Genomic DNA, 26,415 nt, shown 5'->3' with positions numbered 1-26,415 from the left:
AACGTGACCCAGCAGCAGACGCCGGCCGGCAAGCGCCCCTACAACTTCTCGGCCGGTCCGGCTGCCATGCCGGAGGCGGTGCTGCAACGCGCCGCTGCCGAAATGCTCGATTGGCAGGGCAGTGGCATGAGCGTGATGGAAATGAGCCATCGCGGCAAGGAATTCGGCGCCATCTGCACGCAAGCCGAAGCCGACTTCCGCACGCTGCTGGCCGTGCCCTCGAATTTCCACATCCTGTTCATGCAGGGTGGCGGCCTTGGCGAAAACGCCATCGTGCCGATGAACCTGTCGCGCGGCAAAACCGCCGATTTCGTCCTCACCGGCAGCTGGAGCATCAAGTCGCACAAGGAAGCGCAGCGCTATTGCACGGCGCGCGTGGCCGCGAGCAATGCCGAGGACCAGCATACGAAGCTGCCCGATCCGTCGACCTGGCAACTCTCCAAGGATGCCTCGTACGTGCACGTGTGCTCCAACGAGACCATCAACGGCATCGAATTCCAGCAACTGCCCGACCTGGCCGCGCTCGGCAGCAATGCCCCGCTGGTCATCGATTTTTCCTCGCACGTTGCCTCGCGCAGCGTCGACTGGAGCCGCGTGGGCCTTGCCTTTGGCGGCGCACAAAAGAATCTCGGCCCCGCCGGCCTGACGATCGTGGTCGTGCGCGATGATCTGCTGGGCCACGCGCTCGAGATCTGCCCGAGCGCGTTCAACTACAAGACCGTGGCCGACAACAACTCCATGTACAACACCCCGCCGACCTGGGGCATCTACATGGCGGGGCTCACGTTCCAGTGGCTGCTGCAGCAGACCGAAGGCACGCACACCGGCATCGCCGCCATGGAGCGGCGCAACATCGCCAAGGCGAGGCTGCTGTACGGCTTCATCGACGGCTCCGACTTCTATGCCAACCGCATCGATCCAGGCTGCCGCTCGCGCATGAACGTGCCGTTTTTCCTGGCGGACGAAAGCCGCAACGAGGCTTTCCTGGCCGGCGCGCGCGAGGCCGGGTTGCTGCAGCTCAAGGGCCACAAGTCGGTGGGCGGCATGCGCGCAAGCATCTACAACGCCATGCCGCTGGCAGGCGTACAGGAACTTGTGAGCTACATGCGAGAATTCGAGCGATCGCATGCCTAGGCGCATGCCCTAGCTGATCGCACGATGACCGCCTCCACACCCACAACGCCCTCTTCTCCTTCCGATAAATCAGAAAGCCTGGCCGATCTGCGCGTGCAGATCGACTCGCTCGACCAGCAGCTGCTGAGCCTGCTCAACGAACGGGCCCACGTTGCCGAACTGGTCGGCGAGGTCAAGAAGCGCGAGGGCACGCCGTTCTTCCGCCCCGACCGCGTGGCGCAGGTCATCGAGAAGATGAAGAAGAGCAATGGCGGTCCGCTCAAGGATCTCCATGTGGCGGCCATCTGGCGCGAGATCATGTCGGCCTGCCTGGCGCTCGAATCGCCGCAACGCGTGGCCGTGCTCGGCCCCGAAGGCACTTTCTGCGAGCAGGCGGCCATCGAGTACTTTGGCGGCGCCGCCGACCTGATCTACTGCGCCAGCTTCGACGAAGTGTTCCACGCCACCGCCGCGGGCAGCGCCCAGTACGGCGTCGTCGGCGTCGAGAACTCGACCGAAGGCGTGGTCACGCGCTCGCTCGACCTGTTCCTGCATTCGCCCACCCATGTCGTCGGTGAAGTCAGCCTGCTGGTGCGCCACCATCTGCTGCGCAGCAACAATTCGCTCGAAGGCATCGAAGCCGTGCTGGCCCATCCACAGGCGCTCGCGCAATGCCAGACCTGGTTGTCCAAGCACCTGCCCAACGCCGAGCGGCGCGCTGTGTCGAGCAACGCCGAAGGCGCGCGCCTCGCGGCCACCAACCCGGCCTGGGCCGCGCTGGCCGGCGAACGCGCCGCCACCCGCTTCGGCCTGCACATCGTGGCGCATGCCATCCAGGACGACTCGTACAACCGCACCCGCTTCTCGGTGATCTGCCTGCCACAGACGCTGGCCATGCCGCCGGCCTCGGGCCGTGACTGCACGAGCCTGATCGTCTCGGTGCCCAACCGGCCCGGCGCGGTGCACGACCTGCTGGTGCCGCTGAAGGCCAACAACGTGTCGATGACGCGTTTCGAGTCGCGTCCGGCGCGCACCGGCCAGTGGGAGTACTACTTCTACATCGACCTCGACGGCCACCCTTCGCAGCCCAACGTGGCCGCGGCACTGGCCGAACTGCGCGGACTCTGCGCCTTCTACAAGGTGCTGGGCGCCTACCCCGTCAAGGCCTGAGCGACAGGCAAGCAGAAGCATGTTCGAACAACTGGGACTGATCGGCTGCGGCCTGATGGGCGGATCGTTTGCGCTCGCGCTCAAGCGCGCGAAGCTGGTGAAACGCGTGGTGGGCTACAGCAAGTCGCCCTCCACCACCGAGCGGGCGCGCCAGCTGGGCGTGATCGACGTGGTGGCACCTTCGGCGCTGCTGGCGGTATCGGGCGCCGACATCGTGCTGCTGGCGGTGCCGGTGGCGGCGTCGGAAGCCACGTTCAAGGCGATCCGCCATGGCATTTCGAGCGAAACGCTCGTGATGGACGTGGGCTCGACCAAGGGCGACGTGATCGAGGCCGCGCGCAACGGCCTGCAGAAGCAGTTTGCGAACTTCGTGCCGGCGCATCCGATTGCCGGCAAGGAGCTCTCGGGCATCGAGCATGCGGAGGCTTCGCTTTTCACCGGCCGTCAGGTCGTGCTGACGCCCGTCAAGACCACGCTGCGCTCCAATGTGCAGCGGGCCTCGCAGGCATGGAGCGGCATCGGCGCGCACGTCGTCACCATGACGCACGATGAGCACGACGCCGCCTTCGCCGCCGTGAGCCACCTGCCGCACCTGCTGGCTTTCGCGTACACCAACGCCATCGCCAGCCAGCCGCAGGGCGACCGCTTCCTGAGTCTCGCGGGCCCGGGCTTTCGCGACTTCTCGCGCATCGCCGCCAGCGACCCCGTCATGTGGCGCGATGTGCTGCTGGCCAACCGCGAACAGGTGCTGCAGCAGTCGCAGGCCTTCCGCAAGGCCCTGGAAGATCTTGAAGCACTGATGACCGCAGGCGATCTGCAGGCACTGGAGCAATCCATCGCCGCTGCCAGCAAGGCCCGCGCGGCCTGGAAACCGGCGACCGACACCTCGTCGCAGCAGCAGGACAACTGAGATGTTCTCGACGGCCTTCCTCGATCTCCCGCCTCTCGCCGGCGCGGCCGGCACGGTCCGGCTGCCGGGCTCCAAGAGCATTTCCAACCGCGTGCTGCTGCTCGCCGCGCTCGCGAGCGGCACCACCACCATCCACGACCTGCTGGACTCCGACGACACCCGCGTGATGCTCGACGCCCTGCGCGCGCTCGGCTGCGGCATCGACCCTGCAGGCAGCACGCTGCGCATCACCGGCCTGGGCGGGCAGCTGAAGCCCAACGAAACGCTGCTGCCGCTGTTCCTCGGCAATGCCGGCACCGCGATGCGCCCGCTGACCGCGGCGCTGTCGCTGCTGGGCGGCGAGTTCGAGCTCAGCGGCGTGCCGCGCATGCACGAGCGCCCGATCGGCGACCTCGTCGACGCGCTGACCCAGCTTGGCTGCCGCATCGACTACCTCGGCAACCCCGGCTATCCGCCGCTGCGCATCCACCCGGTGCCGCATGGCGAACTCGCGCTCGACGCCCCGATTCGCGTGCGCGGCGATGTGTCCAGCCAGTTCCTCACTGCCCTGCTGCTGGCGCTACCGCTAGCGGCGGCCAACGACATCGTGATCGAGGTGATCGGCGAGCTGATCTCCAAGCCCTACATCGAGATCACGCTGAACCTGCTGGCGCGCTTCGGCATCCACGTGCGGCGCGACGGCTGGGAGCGCTTCACCATTCCCGCAGGCAGCAGCTACAGCTCGCCGGGCGACATCCACGTCGAGGCCGATGCCTCCTCCGCTAGCTATTTCATAGCACTGGGCGCCATCGCAACAGGCGTATCGGGCAAGAACGGCATCCGGATCGAGGGCGTGGGCGCCGATTCGATCCAGGGCGACATCCGCTTCATCGACGCCGCCCGGCAGATGGGTGCGCTGGTCGACAGCGGCCCGAACTGGCTCGAAGTACGCCGCGGGGCGTGGCCGCTCAAGGCCATCGACCTCGACGCCAACCACATCCCCGACGCCGCGATGACGCTGGCCGTGATGGCGCTCTACGCCGACGGCCCGAGCACGCTGCGCAACATCGCGAGCTGGCGCGTGAAGGAAACCGACCGCATCGACGCCATGGCCAACGAGCTGAAAAAGCTTGGCGCCGCCGTCGAAGCGGGCCCCGACTTCATCCGCGTGCACCCGCTGGCGCAGTCCGGCTGGCTCCCGGCAAGCATCCACACCTACGACGATCACCGCGTGGCCATGTGCTTCTCGCTGGCGGCGTTCAACCCGGCCGGCGTGCCGGTGCGCATCCTCGATCCGCACTGCGTCGCCAAGACCTTCCCCGACTACTTCGAGACCCTGTTCTCGGTGGCCGAGGCCGCCGAGGTGCCGGTGATCTGCATCGACGGCCCGACCGCCTCCGGCAAGGGCACGCTGGCCGCCGAGGTGGCGCGCCTGCTGGGCTACCACTACCTCGATTCGGGCTCGCTGTACCGCGTGACCGGCCTCGCCATGCGCCGCGCCGGCCTGGAGGCCACCGCCGCGAACGAGGCACAAATTGCCACCCTCGCCGCCGCGCTGCCCCTGCAGTTCACCGAAGGAAAGGTGCTGCTGGCCGGGGAAGACGTGAGCGACGACATCCGCACCGAAGCCGCCGGCATGGACGCCTCGCGTGTCTCCGCGCTGCCCGCCGTGCGCGAGGCGCTGCAGGACCTGCAGCACCGCTTCCGCCGCCTGCCCGGCCTGGTGGCCGACGGGCGCGACATGGGCACGGTGATCTTCCCCGACGCGGCGCTCAAGGTGTTCCTCACGGCCGGCGCCGCCCAGCGTGCCGAACGGCGCCATAAGCAGTTGATTTCAAAGGGTATTTCGACTACACTCGACAGTCTTCGCTCCGACTTGGAAGCACGTGACGCCCGGGACTCTTCCCGCAGCGTCGCTCCCCTCAAGCCGGCGCAGGATGCTCGCCACCTCGACAACTCCCAGCTGTCGATCGAACAATCGATCGATACGGTGTTGAACTGGTGGCAGGAAATTCAACCGTTCAAGCCCGCTTGAGCGGTTGAAGTGCAGCCCTTCAAGTCCGCTTGAAAGGCTCGCGCCAACCGGGTTTTCCGGGTGACGCCTACCGCTCCAGCAGGCTCCTTCCGCGCGACAGCGCACCGGCCTGCTGGTTGTTCAACCAACCGGGCTCATGCCCACAACCAACCGCCGTCTACAGACCCACAGCAGCCGCACGCAATTTCGCATGAGCGCCTGCCAACCCTGCCTGACGGAAGGAACCATAAATGTCTGAATCTTTTGCCGACCTATTCGAAGAGTCCCTGAAGCGTTCCGAAATGCGCACCGGCGAGGTCATCACGGCCGAAGTCGTGCGTGTCGAACACAACCACGTCGTGGTCAACGCCGGCCTGAAGTCCGAAGCGTACGTGCCGATCGAAGAGTTCAAGAACGACAAGGGCGAACTCGAAGTCCAGGCCGGCGATTTCGTTTCCGTTGCCATCGGCAGCGTTGAAAACGGCTACGGCGACACCATCCTCTCGCGCGACACCGCCAAGCGTCTGGCTTCGTGGCTCGCCCTGGAGAAGGCACTGGAATCGGGCGACTTCGTCACCGGCACCACCAGCGGCAAGGTCAAGGGCGGCCTGACCGTGCTCGTCAACGGCATCCGCGCATTCCTGCCCGGCTCGCTGATCGACACGCGTCCGATCAAGGACCTGACCCCGTACGAGAACAAGACCCTCGAATTCAAGGTCATCAAGCTCGACCGCAAGCGCAACAACGTCGTGCTGTCGCGCCGTGCCGTGGTCGAAGCCAGCATGGGCGAAGAACGCGCCAAGCTGATGGAAACGCTGAAGGAAGGCGCAGTCGTGCGCGGCGTGGTCAAGAACATCACCGAATACGGTGCGTTCGTGGACCTCGGCGGCATCGACGGCCTGCTGCACATCACCGACATGGCATGGCGCCGTGTTCGCCACCCGAGCGAAGTCGTTCAGGCCGGCCAGGAAATCACCGCCAAGATCCTCAAGTTCGACACCGAAAAGAACCGTGTCTCGCTGGGTCTCAAGCAAATGGGTGACGACCCGTGGATGGGCGTTTCGCGCCGCTACCCGCAATCGACCCGCCTGTTCGGCAAGGTCACGAACATTGCCGACTACGGCGCGTTCGTCGAACTCGAACCCGGCATCGAAGGCCTGGTGCACGTCTCCGAAATGGACTGGACCAACAAGAACATCGCTCCGAACAAGATCGTCTCGCTGGGCGACGAAGTCGAAGTCATGGTCCTGGAAATCGACGAAGACAAGCGCCGCATCAGCCTGGGCATGAAGCAGTGCAAGGCCAACCCGTGGCAAGAGTTCGCTCAAAACACGAAGCGTGGCGACCGCGTCAAGGGCCCGATCAAGTCGATCACCGACTTCGGCGTGTTCGTGGGTCTGGCTGCCGGCATCGACGGCCTGGTTCACCTGTCCGACCTCTCGTGGAACGAAGCCGGCGAAACCGCCGTTCGCAACTACAAGAAGGGCCAGGAAGTCGAAGCGATCGTGCTGGCTGTGGATGTCGACCGCGAGCGCATCTCGCTGGGCATCAAGCAACTCGACAGCGACCCGTTCACCACGTTCACCACCGTGAACGACAAGGGCCAGATCGTGACCGGCAAGGTCAAGACCGTGGACGCCCGCGGCGCTGAAATCGACCTCGGCGAAGACATCATCGGCTACCTGCGTGCTTCGGAAATCTCGCGCGACCGCGTCGAAGATGCCCGCAACGTGCTCAAGGAAGGCGATGAAGTCACCGCCATCGTCGTGAACGTGGATCGCAAGACCCGCAACATCCAGCTGTCGATCAAGCAGAAGGACATGGTCGACGAACAAGGCGCCATGGCCAGCCTGAGCCAGCAGTCGGCACGCGAAAACGCGGGCACGACGAGCCTGGGCGCCCTGCTGCGCGCCAAGCTCGACAACAACGACAGCAAGTAAGCTGAGTCCGAAGACAGAGCAGGCCCTGGGGCCGCTCTGTCTTTTTTTTCGTCCACGTTTCTCGTTTATGTTCGGCCTATGACCCGCTCAGACCTTGTCGAAGAACTCGCAGCGCGCTTTGCACAGCTCACGCACCGCGATGCCGAATACGCCGTCAAGACCATCCTCGACGCGATGAGCGACGCACTGGTGCGCGGGCACCGCATCGAGATCCGCGGCTTCGGCAGCTTCTCGGTCAACCGGCGTCCGCCGCGCATCGGCCGCAATCCGCGTTCGGGCGAGAGCGTGCAGATTCCCGAGAAACGCGTGCCGCACTTCAAGCCTGGCAAGGCGCTGCGCGAGGCCGTGGATGCACGCACCGCGGAGCTCGACGCCGGCAAGGAAGCCAAGGGCCGCAAGGCCTGACCGGCGGCCCGTCCCGATGGTCGCAAACGTAGAATCGTCCCGCCAACGGGAACGTGCATGAAATACCTCCTGTGGCTGCTCAAGGCAGCCATTTTTTTTACGCTCTTTGCTTTCGCGCTGAACAACCAGCACGACGCAACCGTCTATTTCTTCTTCGGCACCTACTGGCGCGCGCCGTTGGTGCTCGTCGTGCTCGCGGCCTTCGCCGGCGGGCTCGTGGTGGGCGCGCTCGGCATGTTGCCGGGCTGGTGGAAGCATCGCACCGCCGCGGCGCAACTACCCGTCGCCTCCGAGGCTCAGCCATCCGCGCCGTCGGTCGCCACGAGCACTCCTGCATCGGCGCCGTCCATCTCCGCCACCGACCTTCCCGCCGTACGTCAACATGGACTTTGATCCCAGCTGGCTGTTGATCAGCCTGCCCGTCGCTTTCGTGCTGGGCTGGCTCGCATCGCGCTTCGACATCCGCCAGCTCAAGCTCGAGAACAGGCAAGCACCCAAGGCCTACTTCCGTGGCCTCAACTTCCTGCTCAACGAGCAGCAGGACCAGGCCATCGACGCCTTCATCGAGGCCGTGCAGAACGACCCCGACACGCAGGAGCTGCACTTCGCGCTCGGCAATCTCTTTCGCCGCCGCGGCGAGTACCAGCGCGCGGTGCGCGTGCACGAGCACCTGCTGGGCCGCGGTGACCTGAGCCGCAGCGACCGCGAACGCGCGCAGCACGCGCTGGCACAGGACTTCCTGCGCGCCGGCCTGCTCGACCGCGCCGAAGCCGCGCTGCAGAAGCTCGAAGGCACGCGCTACGAGAACGAGGCGCGACTGTCTCTGCTGGCCATCTACGAGCGCTCGCGCGAATGGGCGCAGGCCGCCGACGTGGCCCAGAAGCTCGACGAGTCCGACCAGGCCAGCTACAGCACGCGCCGCGCGCATCACCTCTGCGAGCAAGCGACCGAGCGCGTCGCGGCAGGCGACCTCTCCAGCGCGGCAAAGCTGCTTTCGCAGGCCGTTGAACTTGCGCCGCAGGCACCGCGCCCCGCCATCGACACGGCCAACCTGCAATTGCGCAAAGGCGAAGCGGCCGCGGCCTTCGACACGCTCGTGGCCCTGAGCGACACGGCACCGCTGGCGCTGCCGCTCTATGCAGCCACAGTGCAACAGGCCGCCGTGGCCGCACACCGCCAAGGCGAGGCGCTCGCGCTGCTGCAACGCCGCTACGTGGAGTCGCCGTCGATCGACGTGCTCGAAGCACTGATGGCGCTCGGCGGCACACCGACCGCCACCGCCGAAGAACCCAACCCCACGCCGCGCGACGGCTACATCGCGCATCTTGCACAGCAGCCCTCGCTGGTCGCTGCCTCGCGCTGGCTTGCGGGCGAACACTTCGAGCACCAGCAGTTCCATCCGCAAGTGCAGCGTGCGCTCGATCAGGCTACCCGGCCACTCATGCGCTATCGCTGCGCCGCCTGCGGCTTCGAGGCGCACCAGTACTTCTGGCACTGCCCCGGCTGCCAGGCCTGGGACAGCTATCCGCCGCGCCGCGTCGAAGAACTCTGATCACATTTTTGAACAATGGTCACGTGGCGGCCGGTGCGGCTTCCACGCGTCAACGCCCTTCTTTTGTGCCTCGTTGAGCCTGAGCCGGCGCTCTTGCCGGCTGTCAGTCATATCAACAAGACAAAGGGAGTTCTCATCATGTTCAAGAAAATCCTGACCGCCACGGCCATGCTGTTCGCGGTCGTTTCGTTCGCCGCCGTCGACGTCAACAAGGGCACGGCCGCCGATCTCGACGGCGTCAAGGGCGTCGGCCCCTCCATGTCCAAGCGCATCCTCGATGCGCGCAAGGAAGGCGAGTTCAAGGACTGGCCCGACCTCATGCAGCGCGTGAAGGGCGTGAAGGAAAAGAAGGCCGCCAAGCTGTCCGCCGAAGGCCTGACGGTCAATGGCCAAGCCTTCGGTGGTGCGGCACCTGCCGCTCCCAAAGAAGGCAAGGCAGGCAAGGTAGCCAAGGCCGCCAAACCCTGATTTCCCATCCGTCCTATAGCAAGCAAGCCGCCTGTGGGCGGCTTTTTTCATGCATGCACCAAGGCAGGGAAATGCCTCAGGGATGGTCCGGATTTTGCTCGTATGCTCGTTTTCGTTTTCACTTTCATACGTTCCGGAGAGCTCATGAATCACAAGTTCGGCATCGCCCTCGCTGGTTTGACCCTTGGCGCCGCAGCCTTCGCGCAGACCAAGTGGGACCTGCCCACCGCCTACCCGGCGAGCAACTTCCACACCGAGAACATCACCCAGTTCGCGAACGACGTGGACAAGGGCAGCGGCGGCAAGCTCAAGATCACAGTGCACGCCAACGCCTCGCTGTTCAAGGCCCCCGAGATCAAGCGCGCAGTGCAGGGTGGCCAGGCGCAGCTCGGCGAGATCCTCCTCGTGAACTATCAGAACGAGTGGCAGCCGTTCGGCGCCGACGGCATCCCGTTCCTGGCCGACAGCTACGACGCCGCCTGGAAGCTCTACCAGGCACAGAAGCCGGTGCTCGAGAAGAAGCTGGCCGAGCAAGGCATCGTGCTTCTCTACACGGTCGCCTGGCCGCCGCAAGGCATCTTCGTGAAGAAGGAAATTGCATCGGCCGCCGACCTGAAGGGAGTGAAGTGGCGCGCCTACAGTCCCGCCACCGCGCGCATCGGCGAACTCGTCGGCGCGCAGCCCGTCACGGTGCAGCAGGCCGAGCTCTCGCAGGCCATGGCCACGGGCGTGATCGAGTCGTACATGTCCTCGGGGTCGACCGGCTACGACACCAAGACCTACGAATACATCAAGAACTTCTACGACACCCAGGCCTGGCTGCCGAAGAACGCGGTGCTCATGAACAAGAAGGCCTTCGATGCGCTCGACAAGCCCACGCAGGACGCGGTGCTCAAGGCGGCGGCGGAGGCCGAGAAGCGCGGGTGGGACCTGTCGAAGAAAAAGAACCTCGAATACCTCGACCTGCTCAAGAAGAACGGCATGACGGTGCACGTGCCCTCCGCACAGCTCAAGGCCGACATGAAGAAGGTCGGCGACACCATGCTCAAGGAGTGGACCGAAAAGGCCGGTGCCGAGGGCCAGGCTGTCGTCGACGCCTACAAGAAGATGTGAGGCGGGCTCGAACTGCACCCGATGCGCAAGACGCTTGACCTTCTCTACACGAGCGCCGCCGCATTGGCGGCGCTTTTCATGGTCGGCCTGCTGGCGATGGTCCTCCTGTCCATCCTCGGCCGCCAGCTTCACTTCAACATTCCCGGAATCGATGCTTATGCCGGCTACCTGATGGCCGGCGCGGGCTTCCTGGCGCTCGCGCACACGCTCAAGCGCGGGGAGCACATCCGCGTGACGCTGGTGCTGCAGACTCTGCCGCCCGCGGCGCAGCGCTGGCTCGAGCGCTGGGCGATGGCCGCCGCGGCACTCCTCGCGCTGCTGTTCGCCTGGTACAGCGTTCGCCTGGCCTGGCAGTCGTTCGACTTCCACGACATCTCCACCGGCAACGACGCCACTCCGCTGTGGATGCCGCAACTGTCGATGGCGCTCGGCGCCATCGTCTTTGCCGTCGCGTCGCTGGACGAACTCGTGATCGAGTGGCGTGGCCGCCCCGCCAAGGCCGTCGAGACGGAGGCCCTTCGCCATGAGTGACATCGCCGTCGCAGGCCTCCTGATCGCCGCGCTGTTCCTGATCCTCGGCAGCGGCGTCTGGATCGGCCTCACGCTCTCGGGCGTGGCATGGATCGCCATGCAGATCTTCTCGTCGCGCTCCGCCGGCGACGCCATGGCCGTGACCATCTGGGGGTCGGCCTCGAGCTGGACGCTCACCGCGCTGCCGCTGTTCGTGTGGATGGGCGAGATCCTGTTTCGCACCCGGCTCTCGCAGGACATGTTCAAGGGTCTCGCGCCCTGGATGCAAAGCCTGCCGGGCCGGCTGCTGCATACCAACGTGGTGGGGTGCGCAGTGTTTGCCGCGGTCTCCGGGTCGAGCGCGGCCACTTGCGCCACCATCGGCAAGATGAGCCTGCCGGAGCTAAAGCGCCGCGGCTACCCCGACGACATGGTCATCGGCACGCTGGCCGGCGCGGGCACGCTCGGCCTATTGATTCCGCCGTCGATCATCATGATCGTCTACGGGGTGAGCGCGGATGTGTCGATCGCTCGGCTGTTCATCGCGGGCGTCATCCCGGGCATCATGCTTGCGCTGCTGTTCTCGGGCTACATCGTGTTCTGGGCGCTGCGCCATCCCGACCGCGTGCCGCCGGCCGACGCGAAGCTTCCTTTCATGGAAAAGCTCAAGGCCTCGATGTCGCTGATCCCGGTGGCCCTGCTCATCCTGTCGGTGCTCGGCTCCATCTATGCGGGCATCGCCACCGCGACCGAAGCTGCGGCGGTGGGCGTGGTCGGCGCGATGATCATCTCGGGTGCGCAGGGCTCGCTCACCTGGCAAAGCTTCAGGGACGCGTTGCTGGGAGCCACGCGGCTGTACTGCATGATGGCGCTGATCCTCGCGGGCGCGGCCTTCCTCACGCTGGCCATGGGCTACATCGGCCTGCCGCGGCACCTGGCCGAATGGATCGGCTCGCTGGGCCTGTCGAAGTTCCAGCTCATCCTGGCGCTCGCTGCCTTCTACATCGTGCTGGGCTGCTTCCTCGACGGTATCTCGATGGTGGTGCTGACCATGGGCGTGATCATGCCGACCGTTACGGCGGCCGGCATCGATCCGGTCTGGTTCGGCATCTTCGTCGTGCTGGTGGTCGAGATGGCGCAGATCACGCCACCCGTGGGCTTCAACCTGTTCGTGCTGCAAGGCATGACCGGCAAGGACCTGCTCTACATCGCACGCGTCACCTTGCCGATGTTCTTCCTGATGGTCGCGGCCGTGCTGACCATCTATTTCGTGCCGCAGCTGGTGACCTGGCTGCCCCAACAGATGGCGCCCTGATACCGCGGGGCGACGCGCCGACAATAAACGCATGCTTCTTCTCCCGATTCTTGCCATCTGCATCGGCGCCTCGATCGGCGCCCTGGCCCGCTGGGGCCTTGCCCTCTGGTTGGGCATGGGCGGCCTCATGCCCTGGGGCACGCTGGCTGCCAACCTGATCGGCGGCTACCTCATCGGCGTGGCCGTTGCCACCTTCCAGCTGCTGCCCGACCTGGATCCGGTCTGGCGGCTCGCGCTGATCACCGGCTTCCTCGGCGGCCTCACCACCTTCTCGAGCTTCTCCGTCGAGGTCACCACCATGCTGCTCGAAGGCCGGCTGGGCGTGGCCATGGTGACGGCCTCGGCCCACCTGGGCGGCTCGCTCTTCTTCACCTGGCTCGGCATCCGCACCGTGCGGATCTTCTCGGCTTGAACGGGCAAAAAGCGCCTTATGCCTTGCGGTTATAGATAGGGCTTCCCAAAGGGTTGATCGATAGAATCGACCCCAATGCCCCTGGTCTTTCTCGTCGCACTCCCCTTCATTGCCAGCGTGCTGGCCGCGTTGATGCCATCGAACGCGCGCAACAGGGAGTCGACGCTCGCGGGGCTGATCGCACTGGGCTGCGCGATACAAACTGCATGGCTCTTTCCGCAGATCGCATACGGCAACGTGCTGCGGCAGGAGATCGAATGGCTGCCGGCCCTCGGTCTCACCCTCGTGTTCCGCATGGATGGCTTCGCCTGGCTGTTCTGCATGCTGGTGCTGGGCATCGGCGCGCTGGTGGTGCTCTATGCGCGCTACTACATGTCGGCCTCCGACCCGGTGCCGCGCTTCTTCTCGTTCTTCCTCGCGTTCATGGGCGCGATGATGGGCGTGGTGCTCTCGGGCAACCTGATCCAGATGGTGCTGTTCTGGGAGCTCACCAGCCTCTTCTCCTTCTTGCTCATCGGCTACTGGCACCACCGCCGCGACGCGCGGCGCGGGGCGCGCATGGCACTCACCGTCACAGGTGCGGGCGGGCTGTGCCTGCTGGCCGGCGTGCTGGTGCTGGGCCGCATCGTCGGCAGCTACGAACTCGACGTGGTGCTGGCCTCGGGCGATCTCATCCGCGCGCACGCGCTCTATCCGGCCGTGCTGGTGCTGGTGCTGCTCGGCGCCTTTACCAAGAGCGCGCAGTTCCCGTTCCACTTCTGGCTGCCGCGCGCCATGGCCGCGCCCACGCCGGTGTCGGCCTACCTGCACTCGGCCACCATGGTGAAGCTCGGCGTGTTCCTGATGGCACGGCTGTGGCCCGTGCTCTCGGGCACCGAGCAGTGGTTCTGGATGGTGGGCGGCGCGGGCGCGGTCACGCTGCTGCTCGGCGGCTTCATTGCCATGTTCCAGCGCGACCTGAAGGCACTGCTGGCCTACTCGACCATCTCGCATCTCGGGCTCATCACGCTGCTGCTGGGCCTGAACAGCCCGTTGGCGGCAGTGGCGGCGGTGTTCCATGTCATGAACCACGCGACCTTCAAGGCATCGTTGTTCATGGCCGCCGGCATCATCGACCACGAGAGCGGCACGCGCGACATCCGCAAGCTCAGCGGCCTGCTGCGGCTGATGCCGATCACCGGCACGCTGGCCATCATCGCCAGCGCCTCGATGGCCGGCGTGCCGCTGCTCAACGGATTCCTGTCGAAGGAGATGTTCTTCGCCGAGACGGTGTTCATCCAGTCCACGCCATGGATCGACTGGAGCCTGCCGATCATCGCCACCGTCGCGGGCGTCTTCACCGTGGCCTACTCCGCCCGCTTCGTGTTCGACGTGTTCTTCGGTCCGCCCTGCGGCCCCGACGTGCCCAGGCAGCCGCATGAGCCGCCGCACTGGATGCGCGTGCCGGTCGAGCTGCTGGTGCTGCTGTGCCTGGTCGTGGGCGTGGCGCCGGCCTGGTCCATCGGCCCGCTGCTGGCGGCGGCCGCGGCGCCCGTGGTGGGCGGCACGTTGCCCGAGTACAGCCTGGCCGTATGGCACGGCTTCAACCTGCCGCTCGCGATGAGCTTCGTGGCGCTGGCGGGCGGCGCCGCGCTCTACCTGCTGCAGCGCAGCCGGCGCGCGGACGGCGGTCTCGCACACACGCCACTGCTGCACCGCTTCGACGGCCAGGCCATCTTCGAGCACCTGCTCGCGCTGCTGAGCGAGGCGGGTCGGCGCAGCCGCCGCCTGCTCGGCACGCGCCGCATGCAGTGGCAGTTACTGCTGCTGGTCGTGGTGGCCGTCGCGGGCGCCGCGGCCTCGCTGTGGGCCACGCCCGCCGCGCCCGGCACGCGCGAGCTGCTGCCCTTCTCGCCGATGTTCGCCATGACCTGGATCATCGGCGGCACCTGCGCGCTGGCCGCCGCGTGGCAGGCCAAGTTCCACCGGCTCGCGGCGCTGATGCTGGCCTCGGGCGCCGGGCTGGTCTCGTGCGTGACCTACATCTGGTTCTCCGCGCCCGACCTCGCGCTGACGCAACTGGTGGTCGAGGCCGTGACCACCGTGCTGATCCTGCTGGGACTGCGCTGGCTGCCGATGCGCAGCAAGGACGCCGTGCAGCCCGCGCGCGCACGGCTGCGGCCCTGGGGCCGGCGCGGGCGCGACCTGCTGGTGGCCACTGTTTCCGGCGGCGGCATGGCGATGCTGGCCTGGGCCATGATGACGCGCGAGTTCCCGCAGAGCATCTCGCCCTTCTTCCTCGAACGCGCGCTCACCGAAGGCGGCGGCACCAACGTGGTCAACGTGATGCTGGTCGACTTCCGGGGCTTCGACACCTTCGGCGAGATCACGGTGCTCGGCGTGGTGGCGCTCACCGTGTATGCCCTGCTGCGGCGCTTCCGCCCCGCGATCGAGTCGATGGCCCTGCCGATACAGCAGCGCCTGCAGGTCGACGACGGCAGCAGCGACCTGCTGAACCCGCGCCGCGCCAAGGACACCGCCGTCGGCTACCTGATGGTGCCGGCCGTGCTGGTGAGGCTGCTGCTGCCGCTGGCGGTGCTGGTGTCGGTCTACTTCTTCATGCGCGGCCACAACGCGCCGGGCGGCGGCTTCGTCGCGGGGCTGGTGATGTCGGTGGCGCTGGTGCTGCAGTTCATCGTCTCGGGTACCGAGTGGGTCGAAGAGCATCTGCGCATCTATCCGCGCCGCTGGATCGCCATCGGCCTGCTGTTCGCGCTGGCCACCGGCAGCGGGGCGGTGTTCTTCGGCTACCCCTTCCTGACCACGCACACCGCGCACATTCACCTGCCGCTGCTGGGCGAGGTGCATGTGCCCAGCGCCCTCTTCTTCGACATCGGCGTGTTCGCGCTGGTGCTCGGCGCCACCATGCTGATCCTCACCGGGCTGGCCCACCAGTCGATAAGAAGCCACCGCTGGGCCGACGAGCAGGCAGAGAGAGAGGCCGAAGCCAAGGCCGCCGCAGAGGGAGCCCGCTGATGGAAATCGTGCTCGCATTGGCGATCGGCGTGCTTACCGGCTCGGGCGTGTACATGCTGCTGCGCCCGCGCACCTTCCAGGTCATCATGGGCCTGACGCTGATCTCGTACGCGGTCAATCTCTTCATCTTCAGCATGGGCCGGCTCAAGGTCGACAGCGAGCCGGTGCTCGTCAAGGGCTTCACCGCCACGCTGGCCAACACGGCCGACCCGATGCCGCAGGCCCTGGTACTGACGGCCATCGTGATCGGCTTTGCGATGACGGCGCTGTTCCTCGTGGTGATGCTCGCCTCGCGCGGCCTCACCGGCACCGACCATGTGGACGGTGAAGAGCGGCAGGAGGCAGAGTGAAGGAATTCTTCCACCTGCTCGACCGGTTGCTCGAGTTCAGCATGCCGCACCTGGTGGCGGTGCCGATCCTCGTACCCATGCTCACGGCCGCGCTCATGCTGCTGCTGGGCGAGAACCGTCGGCGCACCAAGTCGGCATTGAGCGTGATCTCGGGCCTCGTCGGCCTGCTCGCCGCACTCGCACTGCTGCGCTGGGTCAACGCGGCCGACACCGGCGGCGGCCCGGGCTCCATCGGCGTCTACCTGCCGGGCAACTGGCGCGCGCCCTTCGGCATCGTGTTGGTGGCCGACCGGCTCTCGACCATGATGGTCGCGCTCACCGGTGTCATCGCCTTTGCCGCGTCGATCTATTCGACCTCGCGCTGGGACCGCGCGGGCGTGCATTTCCATCCGCTGCTGCAGCTGCAGCTCATGGGCCTGAACGGCGCCTTCCTCACGGGCGACCTGTTCAACCTGTTCGTCTTCTTCGAGGTCATGCTCGCGGCTTCGTACGGCCTGCTGCTGCACGGCTCCGGCCGGCTGCGCGTGCAGGCGGGCCTGCAGTACGTCGCGATCAACCTCGCGGCTTCGTCGCTGTTCCTGATCGGCGCGGCCATCCTGTACGGCGTGACGGGCACGCTCAACATGGCCGACCTCGGCGTGCGCATCGCCGAACTCGCGCCGGGCGACCGCGGGCTGGTGCATGCGGCGGCGGCCATCCTCGCGACCGCCTTCTTCGCCAAGGCCGGCGCGTGGCCGCTCAACTTCTGGCTGGTGCCGGCCTACAGCGCGGCGGTGTCGCCCGTGGGCGCGGTGTTCGCGCTGCTGACCAAGCTCGGCATCTACACGATCCTGCGGCTGTGGACCGTGCTGTTCGCGCCCGACACCGGCGACTCGGCGGCCTTCGGACAGGCCGCGCTGGTGGGCACCGGGCTGGCCACGCTGTTCGTCGGCGCCCTCGGCATCGTCGGCACCCAGCGGCTGTCGAACCTCGCGGGTTTCAGCGTGCTGGTGTCGGCCGGCACCCTGCTCGCGGCGCTCGGACTCGGACGGCCGGCCGTGTGGGCGGGCGCGCTGTACTACCTGCTGAGTTCCACGCTCGCGGTCAGCGCTTTCTTCCTGCTGACCGACATGATCGAACGCTGGCGCAACGCCGGCATGAGCGTCGCGCCGCACGAGGCGGCGGGCAACGCCCCCTTCCTCGCCGAAGACCTGCGCGCGCTCGACAACGTGAACCTCGACGACGAAGCACAGGCGCTCTACGGCCGCGCGATTCCCGCCGGCGTGGCTTTCCTTGGCCTGAGCTTCGTGGGCTGCACGCTGCTGCTCGCGGGGCTGCCGCCGCTGTCGGGCTTCATCGGCAAGTTCGCGATGCTTTCGGGCTTGCTCGGCGCAAAGGCGCTCGGCACCGCCAGCTGGATCTTCCTCGCGCTGCTGATCGTCTCCGGTTTTCTCTCGTTGATCGCCCTGAGCCGCACCGGCATCCGCCATTTCTGGACGCAGCTCCACCCCACCATGCCTTCGCTGCCCGCGCTCGAAGTGCTGCCAGTGGCCGGACTTCTCGCGGCCTGCGTGGCGCTGACCGTGTGGGCCGAGCCCGTGATGCAGCACGCCAGGGCCACGGCGGAAGGCCTGAAGACCCCCACGGCGTACCGCAACGCGGTGCTGGGCGCCAGGCAGATACCGAACCCGGTGAAGAAGAAGGAAGGCACGGCCCCATGAAGCGCCTTCTGCCTTCCCCGCCGCTGTCGTTCGCGCTGTTCGTCGTCTGGCTGCTGCTCAACCAATCGCTCGACGCGGCCACGCTGCTGGCAGCCCTGATCCTCGCCATCGCCGTACCGTTGCTCACCGAGGGCCTGCGCCCGGCGGCGGTGCGCATGCGCCGGCCTGGCGTCGCGCTGCGGCTGTCCTTCGTCGTGACCTTCGACATGCTGAAGTCGGCGTACGACGTGGCCCGCCTGCTGCTCACGCGACGCACCTCGCGCATCGGCTCGAAGTTCGTGCAGATTCCGCTCGACATGCGCGACCCCAACGGGCTCGCGGTGCTGGCGATGATCATGTGCCTCACGCCCGGCACGGCCTGGGGCGAAGTGTCGTTCGACCGCAGCACGCTGCTGATCCACGTGTTCGACCTCGACGACGATGCCGCCTTCATCGCGTTGATCAAGCAGCGCTACGAACGCCCCCTGATGGAGATCTTCGAGTCATGACACCCATCCTCTTCTGGGCCCTGAAATTCGCGCTCTTCCTGCTGGCCGTGGCCATGCTGTGCGCGCTCTCCCGGCTGCTGATCGGCCCGAGCGCCCAGGACCGCGTGATGGCGCTCGACTGCCTCTACATCAACGGCATGCTGATGATGCTGGTGCTGGGCATCGTCTACGCGAGCAACGTCTACTTCGAGGCGGCGATGCTGATCGCGCTGTTCGGCTTCGTGGGTTCCACGGCGATGGCCAAGTTCCTACTGCGCGGGGAGGTGATCGAATGACGGACTTCATCGCAGGCCCCCTGCCGCTGTGGGCCGAGATCGTCACCGCCGTGTTCGCCGTGCTGGGCGCAGCTTTCGCAGCCATCGGCTCGTTCGGCCTGATCCGGCTGCCCACCTTCTTCCGCCGCATCCATGCGCCGACATTGGGTGCGACAGTAGGCGTGTGGTGCATGACCGTGGCCACCATCGTGTACTTCTCGGTGCAGGGCTTCAGCCTGTTCCTGCACGCGGTGCTGATCGTGCTGTTCATCGCACTCACGGCACCGATCACCACCATCTTCCTGATGCGCGCGGCGCTGTTCCGCGAGCGGCAGAAGGGTGGCGATGTGCCGCCTGAGGCGAAGTCGGGCTGACTTGTCGTTGATCGGCTGTACACCAGCAACGCGTCCAGTGCTCAGGGCACCGGGTGCTCCCCGCAGCGAAATAAAGGAGGAGGCCGAAGGCCCGGGGACATTCGCGGAGGGGAGTACCCGGTGGCCTGTGCACACACCCCGAATGCCCCAAAAGACATCAGCCGGGCTACAACTGCTGCATCTCCTTGGCCCGAGCCACTTCGACTTCACGCGGCAGAGTCACCGCATTCTTCACCGCAAGAATTTCCGCCATCACGCTCACCGCAATCTCCGGTGGTGTCTTGCTGCCGATGTAGATGCCGATGGGTCCGCGCAGCCGTGCGAGCGACTCCTCGGTCTGGTCGAAGTGCTCGATCATGCGGTCGCGCCGCGCGTCGGCATTGCGGCGCGAGCCGATGGCGCCGACGTAGAAGGCCTCGCTCTGCAGCGCCTCGAGTAACGCCAGGTCGTCGAGCTTCGGGTCGTGCGTGAGCGCGACCACGCAGCTGCGGCGGTCGGGCTTGAAGGCCAGCACCGCGTCGTCCGGCATCTCGGTCGTGATGTGCACGCCAGACAGCGACCACGCCGTTCGGTATTCGGCGCGCGGATCGCACAGCGTCACCGCGAAGCCGCTGAACTTGGCCATCGTGGCGAGGTACTCGGCGAGCTGGCCGGCACCGATCAGCAGCATGCGGTATTCGGGGCCGAAGGTGTTGGTGAGTTCGGCGTCGTTCACCGTGAGCTCGTCGGGCGCCGTCGCTTCGGCGAGCCGCACCGCGCCCGTGGCGAGCGTCACCGTGCGCTGCATGAGCTTGCCCTGCTCCAGCTGCGCGACCAGCAGGTCGAGCGACCCGGCGTCGGGCGCGTATTCGAGCAGCAGCTCCAGCGTGCCGCCGCAAGGCAGCCCGAAGCGATGCGCCTCGTCGGCGGTGATGCCGTACTTCACGAGCGCGGGCGGCGCGCCCAGCGGCACATCCTCGCCCTTGCCGTGGGCGTGGCTGTAGCGCGCGATCAAGTCGTCCTCGATGCAGCCGCCGGAGACCGATCCCACCACAGCACCGTCTTCGGCCAGGGCCATGATCGAACCCACCGGCCGGGGCGACGAGCCCCAGGTGCGCACGACGGTTGTCAGCAGCGCGCGTTTGCCGGCACGCCGCCAGTCACGCAGCGTGCGCAGCACCATGACGTCGAGATTTTCCATAGCGCGGTTCGCCCCCTCAGCCGGCGTCGCCGGTCGCGGCGGTGTCGTCTTTCTTGCCGAGGCCGATCTTCTTCATGAGGCCGGACATCATGCCGGCCTTCTCGGCCGGCGCCTCGGCGCTGGCGGCCTCCTCGGCCGGTGCAGGCGGGGGGCCATAGCGGCTCTGCATCTCGGCCTCGAAGCGCTTGAAGAAATCGTCTGCGGTCGACTTGGCAGCGCCGTCGATCAGGCGCTGGCCCAGTTGGGCAATCTTGCCGCCGACCTGTGCCTGCACGGTGTAGTCGAGCTCGCAGCCGGCAACCGGCGGCGTCGCGGCCTCCGCTTCGGCCACCGGCTTGAGCGTGACGCTCGACGAGCCCTTGGCAAAGCCCGCCACACCGCCCTGCCCCTCGAAGGTGAGCTTGTAGCCATCGGGCGCGACGATGTCCGACAGCACCACCTTGCCGTTGAACTTGGCCGAGATCGGACCGATCTTGAGCGCGAGCGCAACGCTGTACTGGTTGTCGCCCGTGAGCTCGAACTTGTCGCAGCCGGGGATGCATTTCTTCAGCGTCTCGGGATCGTTGAGCGCGTCCCATGCCTGTTGTTGGGTGATGCCGAGGCGGCGGTTTCCGAGCATTTCCATGGTGGGTTTCCTTTTGCTTCTTCCTGGGCAACGCTAACGGCCGGACCGCATCAAGGCGGCCAGGCTCGCGGCGAGCTGTTCGAGTGCGCTGAGATTGTGAACCGCCAGCATCGCATCTGCTTGCCGGTGCAGCACGCCGGCCCCACGCGCCAGAGGGGCGTAGCCCTCGAAGCGCAGCAAGGGGTTGAGCCACAGCAGGCGGCGCGAATGGCGCTTGAGCCACAACAGCTCCTGCTCCAGCAGCGATGGCTCGCCGGTGTCGAGCCCGTCGCTGATCACCAGCACCAGCGTGCGGCGCCCGGTCAGGCGGCGGGCGTGGGCGCGGCGCAGTTCGGTCAGGGAGCTGCCGAGCCGGGTGCCGCCTGCGAAGTCGTCGATGGCGAGGCTGGCCGCATCGAGCATGGCATCGGTGTCGGCGAGCCGGAAGGCGGGGGTCAGGTCGGTCAGGCGGGTACCGAAGGCGAACACGTCGCGGCGCCCCGCCCGGCGCGTCGCCGCATGAAGGAACGCCAGAAGCAGCCGTGCATAGCGCTCCATCGAGCCCGACACATCGACCAGCACCAGCAGCGGCAGGGGCTGCTGGCGCCGCGCAAGCCTGGGCAGCCGCAGGATCTCGCCACCGGTGCGCGCCGCCTCGTGCAGCACGCCCGGCCAATGCATGCGCGCATGCTGCTGGCCCGCATCGCCGGCCACGCGCAGGCGGCGTGACGGCAGTTCGGGAATCGGCAACCGGATGTCGCGCGCCAGCCGTTCGACGAGGCGGTATTCGGACGCGCCGAGCGCGTTGAAGTCCGCATGCTGCAGGCGCTGGCGATCGCTCGACGTCATGGCGGCGTCGAACTCGATCTCGCGGTCGGGCTTTGCCGGCTCGGCTGGCCTGGCAGGGCTGCGCGGCGCGGTAAGCGCTTCGCGCACGCGCGGCCGGCGCTTCGAGGGCTCGGCCTTACCTTCGGCACTCGGCAGCATCTGCGCGAGCAGCTTGTTGGCCAGTTCCGGGTCGCGGAACCAGGCGTCGAAGAGTTCGCGGAACACCATGCGGTCCTGCTCGCGGCTCACCATCACGGCTTCCATCGCGGCGCCCAGGTCGAGCCTGTCGTCCACGCCCACCAGCGTGGCCGCCTCGGCCGCCAGCGCGATGCGCATGGCATCGGTACGCACGCCGGCACGGCGCAGGGCACGGCCAAAGGCGGCGATGTTGCCGGCGAGCTTTCCGCCGCGGACATCGCCGAGTTGCTGGATGCCGGCCATGCGAAATCGCTGTCTGGAACGGGGACGCGCTCAGCGCGCGACCGGCTCCTCGGGTTTGAGCAGGTCCGAAGCCAGCTCCCGCGTGAGCGCCGCCACGTCGTCGCGCTGCTTGAACAGGATGCCGGCGGTGTCCACCACCACTTCGGGATCGAGCTCGACGGTGTCGAGCGCGATCAGCGCCCTCGCCCACTCGACGCTCTCCGCAATGCCGGGCGCACGCTGGAAAGCGTTGACGAAGGGCGCATCGCGCAGCCGTGCAACGAAGGCCGCCACCTGCGCCGACAGCTTCTCGCCGGCCTGCGGCACCTGCGCGCGCACGATGGCCAGCTCGCGCTCGCGCTCCGGGTAGTCGAGCCAGTGATACAGGCAGCGGCGCTTGACCGCGTCGTTGAGCTCGCGCGTGCGGTTGCTCGTGAGGATGGTCACGGGCGGCACCACGGCGCGCACCGTGCCCAGTTCGGGAATGCTCACCTGGTACTCGCCGAGGTATTCGAGCAGAAAGGCCTCGAAGGGCTCATCGGCGCGATCCACCTCGTCGATCAGCAGCACGGCGCCGGGCAGCGGCGTCTGCAGCGCCTGCAGCAGCGGGCGGCGGATCAGGTAGTGCGGCTGGTAGACCTCAGCCTCCACGTCGCGCGCCGCGCCGGTGGCCTCGGCGGCGCGCATGTGCAGCAGCTGGGCGGCGTAGTTCCATTCGTAGAGCGCCTCGCGCTGCTCCAGGCCGTCGTAGCACTGCAGGCGCAGCAGCTCGCGGCTCAGCGCAGTCGACAACGCCTTCGCCAGCTCGGTCTTGCCGACGCCGGGCTCTCCTTCGAGCAGCAGCGGGCGCTGCAACTTGAGCGCTAGGAAAACGGCCGTGGCCAGCCGGCGGTCGGCAAAGTAGCCGGCCCGCATCAAACCTTCGGAGAGGGAATCGATGGTCGGGAAGATCATGGCGAAGCGTAGCGGAAGACACGAGGCTGTCGCGTCTTCCGTTGGGGGAACAACAACCCCGGCTTCTTCAGCCCAGGGCCTTGGTGACTGCGCGCTGCGTCAGCACGCTGATCAGGTTCGCGCGATACGCGGCCGAGGCGTGCAGGTCGCTGTTGAGATCGCTCGCGTCGATCTTCACGGCTGCGGCAGCGGCCGCCGTGAAGCTCTTGTTGAGCGCGTCCTCGAGCCCTGCATGGCGGAACACGCCGTTGCCCGCGCCGGTGATCGCCACGCGCACGCCGCTGTCGTATTGCGCGAGGAACACGCCGACCAGCGGGAAGTTCGACGCCTTCTGGCGCAGCTTTTCATAGACCGCGCGCTTCGGAATGGGAAAGCGGATCGCGGTGATCAGTTCGTCTTCTTCGAGTGCCGTGGTGAACAGGCCCTGGAAGAAATCGTCCGCCGCGATCTCGCGCTTCGAGGTGATGACCGTCGCGCCGGAGCCCAGCACCGCGCTGGGATAGCAGGCGGCAGGGTCGTTGTTGGCCACGGAGCCGCCGATGGTGCCCATCGCGCGCACTTGCCGGTCGCCGATGCGCGCGGCCAGGTCGGCCAGCGCCGGGAAGGCGGCCTTCACGTCGGCGTTGTTCGCCACGTCGAGATGGCGCGACATGGCACCGATGGTGATGGCGTTGCCGTTTTTCGCGATGCCGGTGAGTTCCTTGATGCCGCTCAGGTCCACCAGCTGATCGGGGGCCGAGAGCCGCAGCTTCATCGAAGCCAGCAGGGTCTGGCCGCCCGCCAGCGGCTTGGCGCCTGCGGCAACGAGTTTGGCCGCATCGGCCACGGAAGTGGGCCGTTCGAGTGTGAAGGCGTACATGGTGTGTGGTTCCTTCTTTGTTGTTCAGGGGGCCGGACGGCCTTGGGTGCTCGCAGCAAGCGAAGGCTCCTGCGGCATCGCGTCTTTCGCAGCGCTGCCGCTGCCCTTCTGGATCGCTTCCCAGACGCGGCTGGGCGAGGCGGGCATGTCGAAGTCCTTGACGCCCAGCGGCGCCAGCGCGTCGAGCACGGCATTGATCACGGCCGGCGGCGAGCCGATGGCTCCCGCCTCGCCGCAGCCCTTGGTGCCCAGCGGGTTGTGCGTGCACGGGGTGCACACGGTGTCGAGCTTGAACTGCGGAAAGTCGCCTGCGCGCGGCATGGCGTAGTCCATGAAGCTGCCGGTGAGCAGCTGGCCGGTTTCGTTGTCGTAGACGCAGTTCTCGAGCAGCGCCTGGCCGATGCCCTGCACCAACCCGCCGTGCACCTGGCCCTCGACGATCATCGGGTTGATGATGGTGCCGAAGTCGTCCACCGCGGTGAAGCGGTCGACCTTGACCTCGCCGGTCTGCTTGTCGACCTCGACCTCGCAGATGTAGGTGCCACCGGGGAAGGTGAAGTTGGTCGGATCGTAGAAGGCGGTTTCGTTCAGGCCCGGCTCCAGCTTGTCGAGCGGGTAGTTGTGCGGCACGTAGGCCGTGAGCGCCACCTGGCCGAATGGGATCTTCTTGTCTGTGCCCTTGACCGTGAACTCGCCGTTGGCGAACTCGATGTCGGCGTCGCTTGCCTCCATCAGGTGCGCGGCGATCTTCTTGGCCTTGGTCTCGATCTTGTCGAGCGCCTTCATGATGGCCGCGCCGCCCACCGAGATGGAACGCGAGCCGTAGGTGCCCATGCCGAAGGGCACGCGGCCGGTGTCGCCGTGCACCACGTCGACGTTCTCGACCGGAATGCCCAGCCGCGCCGCCACGACCTGCGCGAAGGTGGTCTCATGCCCCTGGCCATGGCTGTGCGAGCCGGTGAACACCGTCACGCTGCCAGTCGGGTGTACGCGGATCTCGCCGCATTCGAACAGGCCGGCGCGCGCGCCGAGCGCACCGGCGATGTTCGACGGCGCGATGCCGCAGGCCTCGATGTAGCTCGAGTAGCCGATGCCGCGCAGCTTGCCCTTGGCCTCAGTCGCCGCCTTGCGCGCGGCGAAGCCGTCGACCTCGGCCAGCACGCGGGCCTTGTCCATGCAGGCGTGGAAGTCGCCCGTGTCGTACTGCAGCGCGACCGGCGTCTGGTAGGGGAAGGTGCTGATGAAGTTGCGCTTGCGGATCTCGTCCTGCCCCAGCTTCATTTCCCAGGCGCAGCGCGACACCAGCCGCTCCAGCAGGTAGGTGGCCTCGGGCCGGCCCGCGCCACGGTACGCATCGACCGGCGCGGTGTTGGTGAACCAGGCATCCACCTCGACGTAGATCTGCGGCGTGGTGTATTGGCCCGCCAGCAGCGTGGCGTAGAGGATGGTCGGCACCGCGGTCGAGAAGGTTGACAGGTAGGCGCCGAGGTTGGCGTCGGTGTGCACGCGCATCGCGAGGAACTTGCCGTCCTTGTCCATTGCCATCTCGGCGTGGCTCACATGGTCGCGGCCATGCGCGTCCGACAGGAAGCATTCAGAACGGTCGGCCGTCCACTTGATGTTGCGGTTGAGCTGCTTGGCGGCCCAGGTCAGGCACACGTCTTCGGCGTACAGGAAGATCTTGGAGCCGAAGCCGCCGCCCACGTCGGGCGCGATCACGCGCACCTTGTGCTCGGGCAGACCGAGCACGAAGGCCGTCATCAAGAGGCGCTCGACGTGCGGGTTCTGGTTGGAGACGTAGAGCGTGTAGTCGTCGGTGCCGCGGCTGTAGCTGCCGATGGCCACGCGCGGCTCGATCGGGTTGGGCACCAGCCGGTTGTTGACCAGGTCGAGCTTGGTGACGTGCGCGGCATTGGCGAACACCGCATCGACCGCTGCCTTGTCGCCCAGCGCCCACTTGTAGCACTGGTTGTCGGGCGCCTCGTCGTGCAGCGTGACGCCGCTCGCCTTCTTCGCCGCATCGGCCACGCTCACGAGCGCGGGCAGCACCTCGTAGTCGACCACCACCGCCTCGGCGGCATTCCGGGCCTGCTCGACCGTCTCGGCCACCACCATCGCGACGTGGTCGCCCACGTAGCGCACCTTCTTGATCGCGAGGATCGGGTGCATCGGCTCCTTCATGGGGGTGCCGTCGGGGTTGTTGATGAGCCAGCCGCAGGGCAGCCCGCCCATCTTTCCTTCGATGTCCTTGCCGCTGAAGATGCCGACCACGCCGGGCATCTTCAGCGCCTCGGCGATGTCGATCGACTTGATGGCGGCGTGGGCATGCGGCGAGCGCACGAAGACCGCATGGCTCTGGTTGGCCAGCGTGATGTCGTCCGTGTAGTTGCCGGCGCCGGTCAGGAAGCGATAGTCTTCCTTGCGCCGCAGCGCCTCGCCGATGTGCGGCAGGTTCGAGAAGTCGGAAGCACCCATGATGCTGCTCCTT

The 26,415-nt window shown here is 66.9% G+C and carries 25 protein-coding genes; 19 read left to right on the top strand and 6 right to left on the bottom strand.

Going from position 1 to position 26,415, the window contains the following annotated elements; translation table 11 throughout:
* Window positions 1-3: 3 nt before the first annotated feature.
* The 19 genes from serC to mnhG all read left to right on the top strand — a co-directional run bounded on the left by serC (window position 4) and on the right by mnhG (window position 19,082).
* On the top strand, window positions 4-1,134 hold the full coding sequence (gene serC, locus ASD05_RS02800) for a 3-phosphoserine/phosphohydroxythreonine transaminase (RefSeq protein ID WP_056587266.1): 1,131 nt from the start codon (window positions 4-6) through the stop codon (window positions 1,132-1,134).
* Window positions 1,135-1,158: 24 nt separating this feature from the next.
* The gene (pheA, locus tag ASD05_RS02795) at window positions 1,159-2,283 is read left to right on the top strand and encodes a prephenate dehydratase (protein WP_056587262.1); all 1,125 of its coding nucleotides are present in this window, start codon (window positions 1,159-1,161) and stop codon (window positions 2,281-2,283) included.
* Window positions 2,284-2,302: 19 nt separating this feature from the next.
* Window positions 2,303-3,193 carry a prephenate dehydrogenase gene (locus ASD05_RS02790; RefSeq protein ID WP_056587258.1) on the top strand — a complete coding sequence of 297 codons (891 nt, stop codon included), beginning with the start codon at window positions 2,303-2,305 and terminating at the stop codon, window positions 3,191-3,193.
* A 1-nt stretch (window position 3,194) separates the two neighbouring features.
* Window positions 3,195-5,207, top strand: a complete 2,013-nt coding sequence (locus ASD05_RS02785) for a bifunctional 3-phosphoshikimate 1-carboxyvinyltransferase/cytidylate kinase (protein WP_056587255.1) — start codon at window positions 3,195-3,197, stop codon at window positions 5,205-5,207.
* 230 nt (window positions 5,208-5,437) lie between these two features.
* A complete protein-coding gene (gene rpsA, locus ASD05_RS02780; protein WP_007829366.1) occupies window positions 5,438-7,126 on the top strand; it encodes a 30S ribosomal protein S1 in 1,689 nt (562 codons plus the stop codon).
* A 78-nt stretch (window positions 7,127-7,204) separates the two neighbouring features.
* Window positions 7,205-7,531 (top strand): integration host factor subunit beta, encoded by a 327-nt coding sequence (locus ASD05_RS02775; protein ID WP_056510378.1) that lies wholly within the window; start codon window positions 7,205-7,207, stop codon window positions 7,529-7,531.
* Between the two features lie 57 nt (window positions 7,532-7,588).
* On the top strand, window positions 7,589-7,924 hold the full coding sequence (locus tag ASD05_RS02770; protein ID WP_056587250.1) for a lipopolysaccharide assembly LapA domain-containing protein: 336 nt from the start codon (window positions 7,589-7,591) through the stop codon (window positions 7,922-7,924).
* Window positions 7,914-9,083 carry a lipopolysaccharide assembly protein LapB gene (gene lapB, locus ASD05_RS02765; protein ID WP_056587247.1) on the top strand — a complete coding sequence of 390 codons (1,170 nt, stop codon included), beginning with the start codon at window positions 7,914-7,916 and terminating at the stop codon, window positions 9,081-9,083. The genes ASD05_RS02770 and lapB overlap by 11 nt, the downstream gene beginning before the upstream one ends.
* Window positions 9,084-9,221: 138 nt before the next feature.
* Window positions 9,222-9,551 carry a ComEA family DNA-binding protein gene (locus tag ASD05_RS02760; protein ID WP_056587244.1) on the top strand — a complete coding sequence of 110 codons (330 nt, stop codon included), beginning with the start codon at window positions 9,222-9,224 and terminating at the stop codon, window positions 9,549-9,551.
* Between the two features lie 144 nt (window positions 9,552-9,695).
* Window positions 9,696-10,664 carry a TRAP transporter substrate-binding protein gene (locus ASD05_RS02755; protein WP_056587242.1) on the top strand — a complete coding sequence of 323 codons (969 nt, stop codon included), beginning with the start codon at window positions 9,696-9,698 and terminating at the stop codon, window positions 10,662-10,664.
* 21 nt (window positions 10,665-10,685) lie between these two features.
* Window positions 10,686-11,195, top strand: a complete 510-nt coding sequence (locus tag ASD05_RS02750) for a TRAP transporter small permease (RefSeq protein WP_056587239.1) — start codon at window positions 10,686-10,688, stop codon at window positions 11,193-11,195.
* Entirely contained in the window at window positions 11,188-12,489 is a 1,302-nt protein-coding gene (locus tag ASD05_RS02745) for a TRAP transporter large permease (protein ID WP_056587236.1), read from the top strand. The genes ASD05_RS02750 and ASD05_RS02745 overlap by 8 nt, the downstream gene beginning before the upstream one ends.
* 31 nt (window positions 12,490-12,520) lie before the next feature.
* Entirely contained in the window at window positions 12,521-12,901 is a 381-nt protein-coding gene (crcB, locus tag ASD05_RS02740) for a fluoride efflux transporter CrcB (protein ID WP_056510364.1), read from the top strand.
* Window positions 12,902-12,976: 75 nt separating this feature from the next.
* The gene (locus ASD05_RS02735) at window positions 12,977-15,916 is read left to right on the top strand and encodes a monovalent cation/H+ antiporter subunit A (RefSeq protein WP_056587233.1); all 2,940 of its coding nucleotides are present in this window, start codon (window positions 12,977-12,979) and stop codon (window positions 15,914-15,916) included.
* A complete protein-coding gene (locus tag ASD05_RS02730; RefSeq protein ID WP_056510360.1) occupies window positions 15,916-16,266 on the top strand; it encodes a Na+/H+ antiporter subunit C in 351 nt (116 codons plus the stop codon). The genes ASD05_RS02735 and ASD05_RS02730 overlap by 1 nt, the downstream gene beginning before the upstream one ends.
* Before the next feature lie 41 nt (window positions 16,267-16,307).
* Window positions 16,308-17,966, top strand: a complete 1,659-nt coding sequence (locus ASD05_RS02725) for a monovalent cation/H+ antiporter subunit D (RefSeq protein WP_056587808.1) — start codon at window positions 16,308-16,310, stop codon at window positions 17,964-17,966.
* Window positions 17,963-18,454: a Na+/H+ antiporter subunit E gene (locus ASD05_RS02720; RefSeq protein WP_056587230.1), complete on the top strand. Its 492-nt coding sequence runs from the start codon at window positions 17,963-17,965 to the stop codon at window positions 18,452-18,454. Before ASD05_RS02725 ends, ASD05_RS02720 begins: the two co-directional genes overlap by 4 nt.
* Complete coding sequence (locus ASD05_RS02715) at window positions 18,451-18,729, top strand: K+/H+ antiporter subunit F (protein WP_007829342.1); 279 nt, start codon at window positions 18,451-18,453, stop codon at window positions 18,727-18,729. Before ASD05_RS02720 ends, ASD05_RS02715 begins: the two co-directional genes overlap by 4 nt.
* Complete coding sequence (gene mnhG, locus ASD05_RS02710; RefSeq protein WP_007829341.1) at window positions 18,726-19,082, top strand: monovalent cation/H(+) antiporter subunit G; 357 nt, start codon at window positions 18,726-18,728, stop codon at window positions 19,080-19,082. The genes ASD05_RS02715 and mnhG overlap by 4 nt, the downstream gene beginning before the upstream one ends.
* Window positions 19,083-19,248: 166 nt before the next feature.
* On the opposite strand, the gene ASD05_RS02705 is transcribed toward mnhG, so the two are convergent.
* From ASD05_RS02705 to ASD05_RS02680, 6 genes are all read right to left on the bottom strand, one after another.
* Window positions 19,249-20,262: an XdhC family protein gene (locus ASD05_RS02705; protein WP_056587226.1), complete on the bottom strand. Its 1,014-nt coding sequence runs from the start codon at window positions 20,260-20,262 to the stop codon at window positions 19,249-19,251.
* Between the two features lie 16 nt (window positions 20,263-20,278).
* A complete protein-coding gene (locus tag ASD05_RS02700) occupies window positions 20,279-20,887 on the bottom strand; it encodes a CoxG family protein (RefSeq protein ID WP_056587224.1) in 609 nt (202 codons plus the stop codon).
* Window positions 20,888-20,920: 33 nt separating this feature from the next.
* Window positions 20,921-22,135 (bottom strand): vWA domain-containing protein, encoded by a 1,215-nt coding sequence (locus ASD05_RS02695; protein ID WP_056587221.1) that lies wholly within the window; start codon window positions 22,133-22,135, stop codon window positions 20,921-20,923.
* Between the two features lie 30 nt (window positions 22,136-22,165).
* Window positions 22,166-23,068 carry an AAA family ATPase gene (locus ASD05_RS02690; protein ID WP_056587218.1) on the bottom strand — a complete coding sequence of 301 codons (903 nt, stop codon included), beginning with the start codon at window positions 23,066-23,068 and terminating at the stop codon, window positions 22,166-22,168.
* Between the two features lie 67 nt (window positions 23,069-23,135).
* On the bottom strand, window positions 23,136-23,927 hold the full coding sequence (locus ASD05_RS02685) for an FAD binding domain-containing protein (RefSeq protein ID WP_056587215.1): 792 nt from the start codon (window positions 23,925-23,927) through the stop codon (window positions 23,136-23,138).
* Between the two features lie 24 nt (window positions 23,928-23,951).
* Entirely contained in the window at window positions 23,952-26,402 is a 2,451-nt protein-coding gene (locus ASD05_RS02680) for a xanthine dehydrogenase family protein molybdopterin-binding subunit (protein ID WP_056587212.1), read from the bottom strand.
* Between the last annotated feature and the right edge of the window lie 13 nt (window positions 26,403-26,415).

Origin of the sequence: Variovorax sp. Root434, from assembly GCF_001426595.1 — a bacterium.
In the GTDB taxonomy this organism is placed as follows: Bacteria; Pseudomonadota; Gammaproteobacteria; order Burkholderiales; family Burkholderiaceae_C; genus Variovorax.
Note: the sequence above shows the minus strand (reverse complement) of the source record. Positions and strands in the feature narration are given on the sequence as shown.

Coding starts and splice junctions, on each gene's coding strand:
- ASD05_RS02755 (WP_056587242.1), top strand. CDS start 9,696: ATGAATCACAAGTTCGGCATCGCCCTCGCTGGTTTGACCCTTGGCGCC.
- ASD05_RS02745 (WP_056587236.1), top strand. CDS start 11,188: ATGAGTGACATCGCCGTCGCAGGCCTCCTGATCGCCGCGCTGTTCCTG.
- ASD05_RS02790 (WP_056587258.1), top strand. CDS start 2,303: ATGTTCGAACAACTGGGACTGATCGGCTGCGGCCTGATGGGCGGATCG.
- ASD05_RS02685 (WP_056587215.1), bottom strand. CDS start 23,927: ATGTACGCCTTCACACTCGAACGGCCCACTTCCGTGGCCGATGCGGCC.
- ASD05_RS02735 (WP_056587233.1), top strand. CDS start 12,977: ATGCCCCTGGTCTTTCTCGTCGCACTCCCCTTCATTGCCAGCGTGCTG.
- ASD05_RS02730 (WP_056510360.1), top strand. CDS start 15,916: ATGGAAATCGTGCTCGCATTGGCGATCGGCGTGCTTACCGGCTCGGGC.
- lapB (WP_056587247.1), top strand. CDS start 7,914: ATGGACTTTGATCCCAGCTGGCTGTTGATCAGCCTGCCCGTCGCTTTC.
- pheA (WP_056587262.1), top strand. CDS start 1,159: ATGACCGCCTCCACACCCACAACGCCCTCTTCTCCTTCCGATAAATCA.
- ASD05_RS02705 (WP_056587226.1), bottom strand. CDS start 20,262: ATGGAAAATCTCGACGTCATGGTGCTGCGCACGCTGCGTGACTGGCGG.
- ASD05_RS02720 (WP_056587230.1), top strand. CDS start 17,963: ATGAAGCGCCTTCTGCCTTCCCCGCCGCTGTCGTTCGCGCTGTTCGTC.
- ASD05_RS02690 (WP_056587218.1), bottom strand. CDS start 23,068: ATGATCTTCCCGACCATCGATTCCCTCTCCGAAGGTTTGATGCGGGCC.
- ASD05_RS02680 (WP_056587212.1), bottom strand. CDS start 26,402: ATGGGTGCTTCCGACTTCTCGAACCTGCCGCACATCGGCGAGGCGCTG.
- rpsA (WP_007829366.1), top strand. CDS start 5,438: ATGTCTGAATCTTTTGCCGACCTATTCGAAGAGTCCCTGAAGCGTTCC.
- ASD05_RS02760 (WP_056587244.1), top strand. CDS start 9,222: ATGTTCAAGAAAATCCTGACCGCCACGGCCATGCTGTTCGCGGTCGTT.
- mnhG (WP_007829341.1), top strand. CDS start 18,726: ATGACGGACTTCATCGCAGGCCCCCTGCCGCTGTGGGCCGAGATCGTC.
- ASD05_RS02785 (WP_056587255.1), top strand. CDS start 3,195: ATGTTCTCGACGGCCTTCCTCGATCTCCCGCCTCTCGCCGGCGCGGCC.
- ASD05_RS02750 (WP_056587239.1), top strand. CDS start 10,686: ATGCGCAAGACGCTTGACCTTCTCTACACGAGCGCCGCCGCATTGGCG.
- ASD05_RS02715 (WP_007829342.1), top strand. CDS start 18,451: ATGACACCCATCCTCTTCTGGGCCCTGAAATTCGCGCTCTTCCTGCTG.
- ASD05_RS02775 (WP_056510378.1), top strand. CDS start 7,205: ATGACCCGCTCAGACCTTGTCGAAGAACTCGCAGCGCGCTTTGCACAG.
- ASD05_RS02695 (WP_056587221.1), bottom strand. CDS start 22,135: ATGGCCGGCATCCAGCAACTCGGCGATGTCCGCGGCGGAAAGCTCGCC.
- ASD05_RS02770 (WP_056587250.1), top strand. CDS start 7,589: ATGAAATACCTCCTGTGGCTGCTCAAGGCAGCCATTTTTTTTACGCTC.
- ASD05_RS02700 (WP_056587224.1), bottom strand. CDS start 20,887: ATGGAAATGCTCGGAAACCGCCGCCTCGGCATCACCCAACAACAGGCA.
- ASD05_RS02725 (WP_056587808.1), top strand. CDS start 16,308: ATGCCGCACCTGGTGGCGGTGCCGATCCTCGTACCCATGCTCACGGCC.
- crcB (WP_056510364.1), top strand. CDS start 12,521: ATGCTTCTTCTCCCGATTCTTGCCATCTGCATCGGCGCCTCGATCGGC.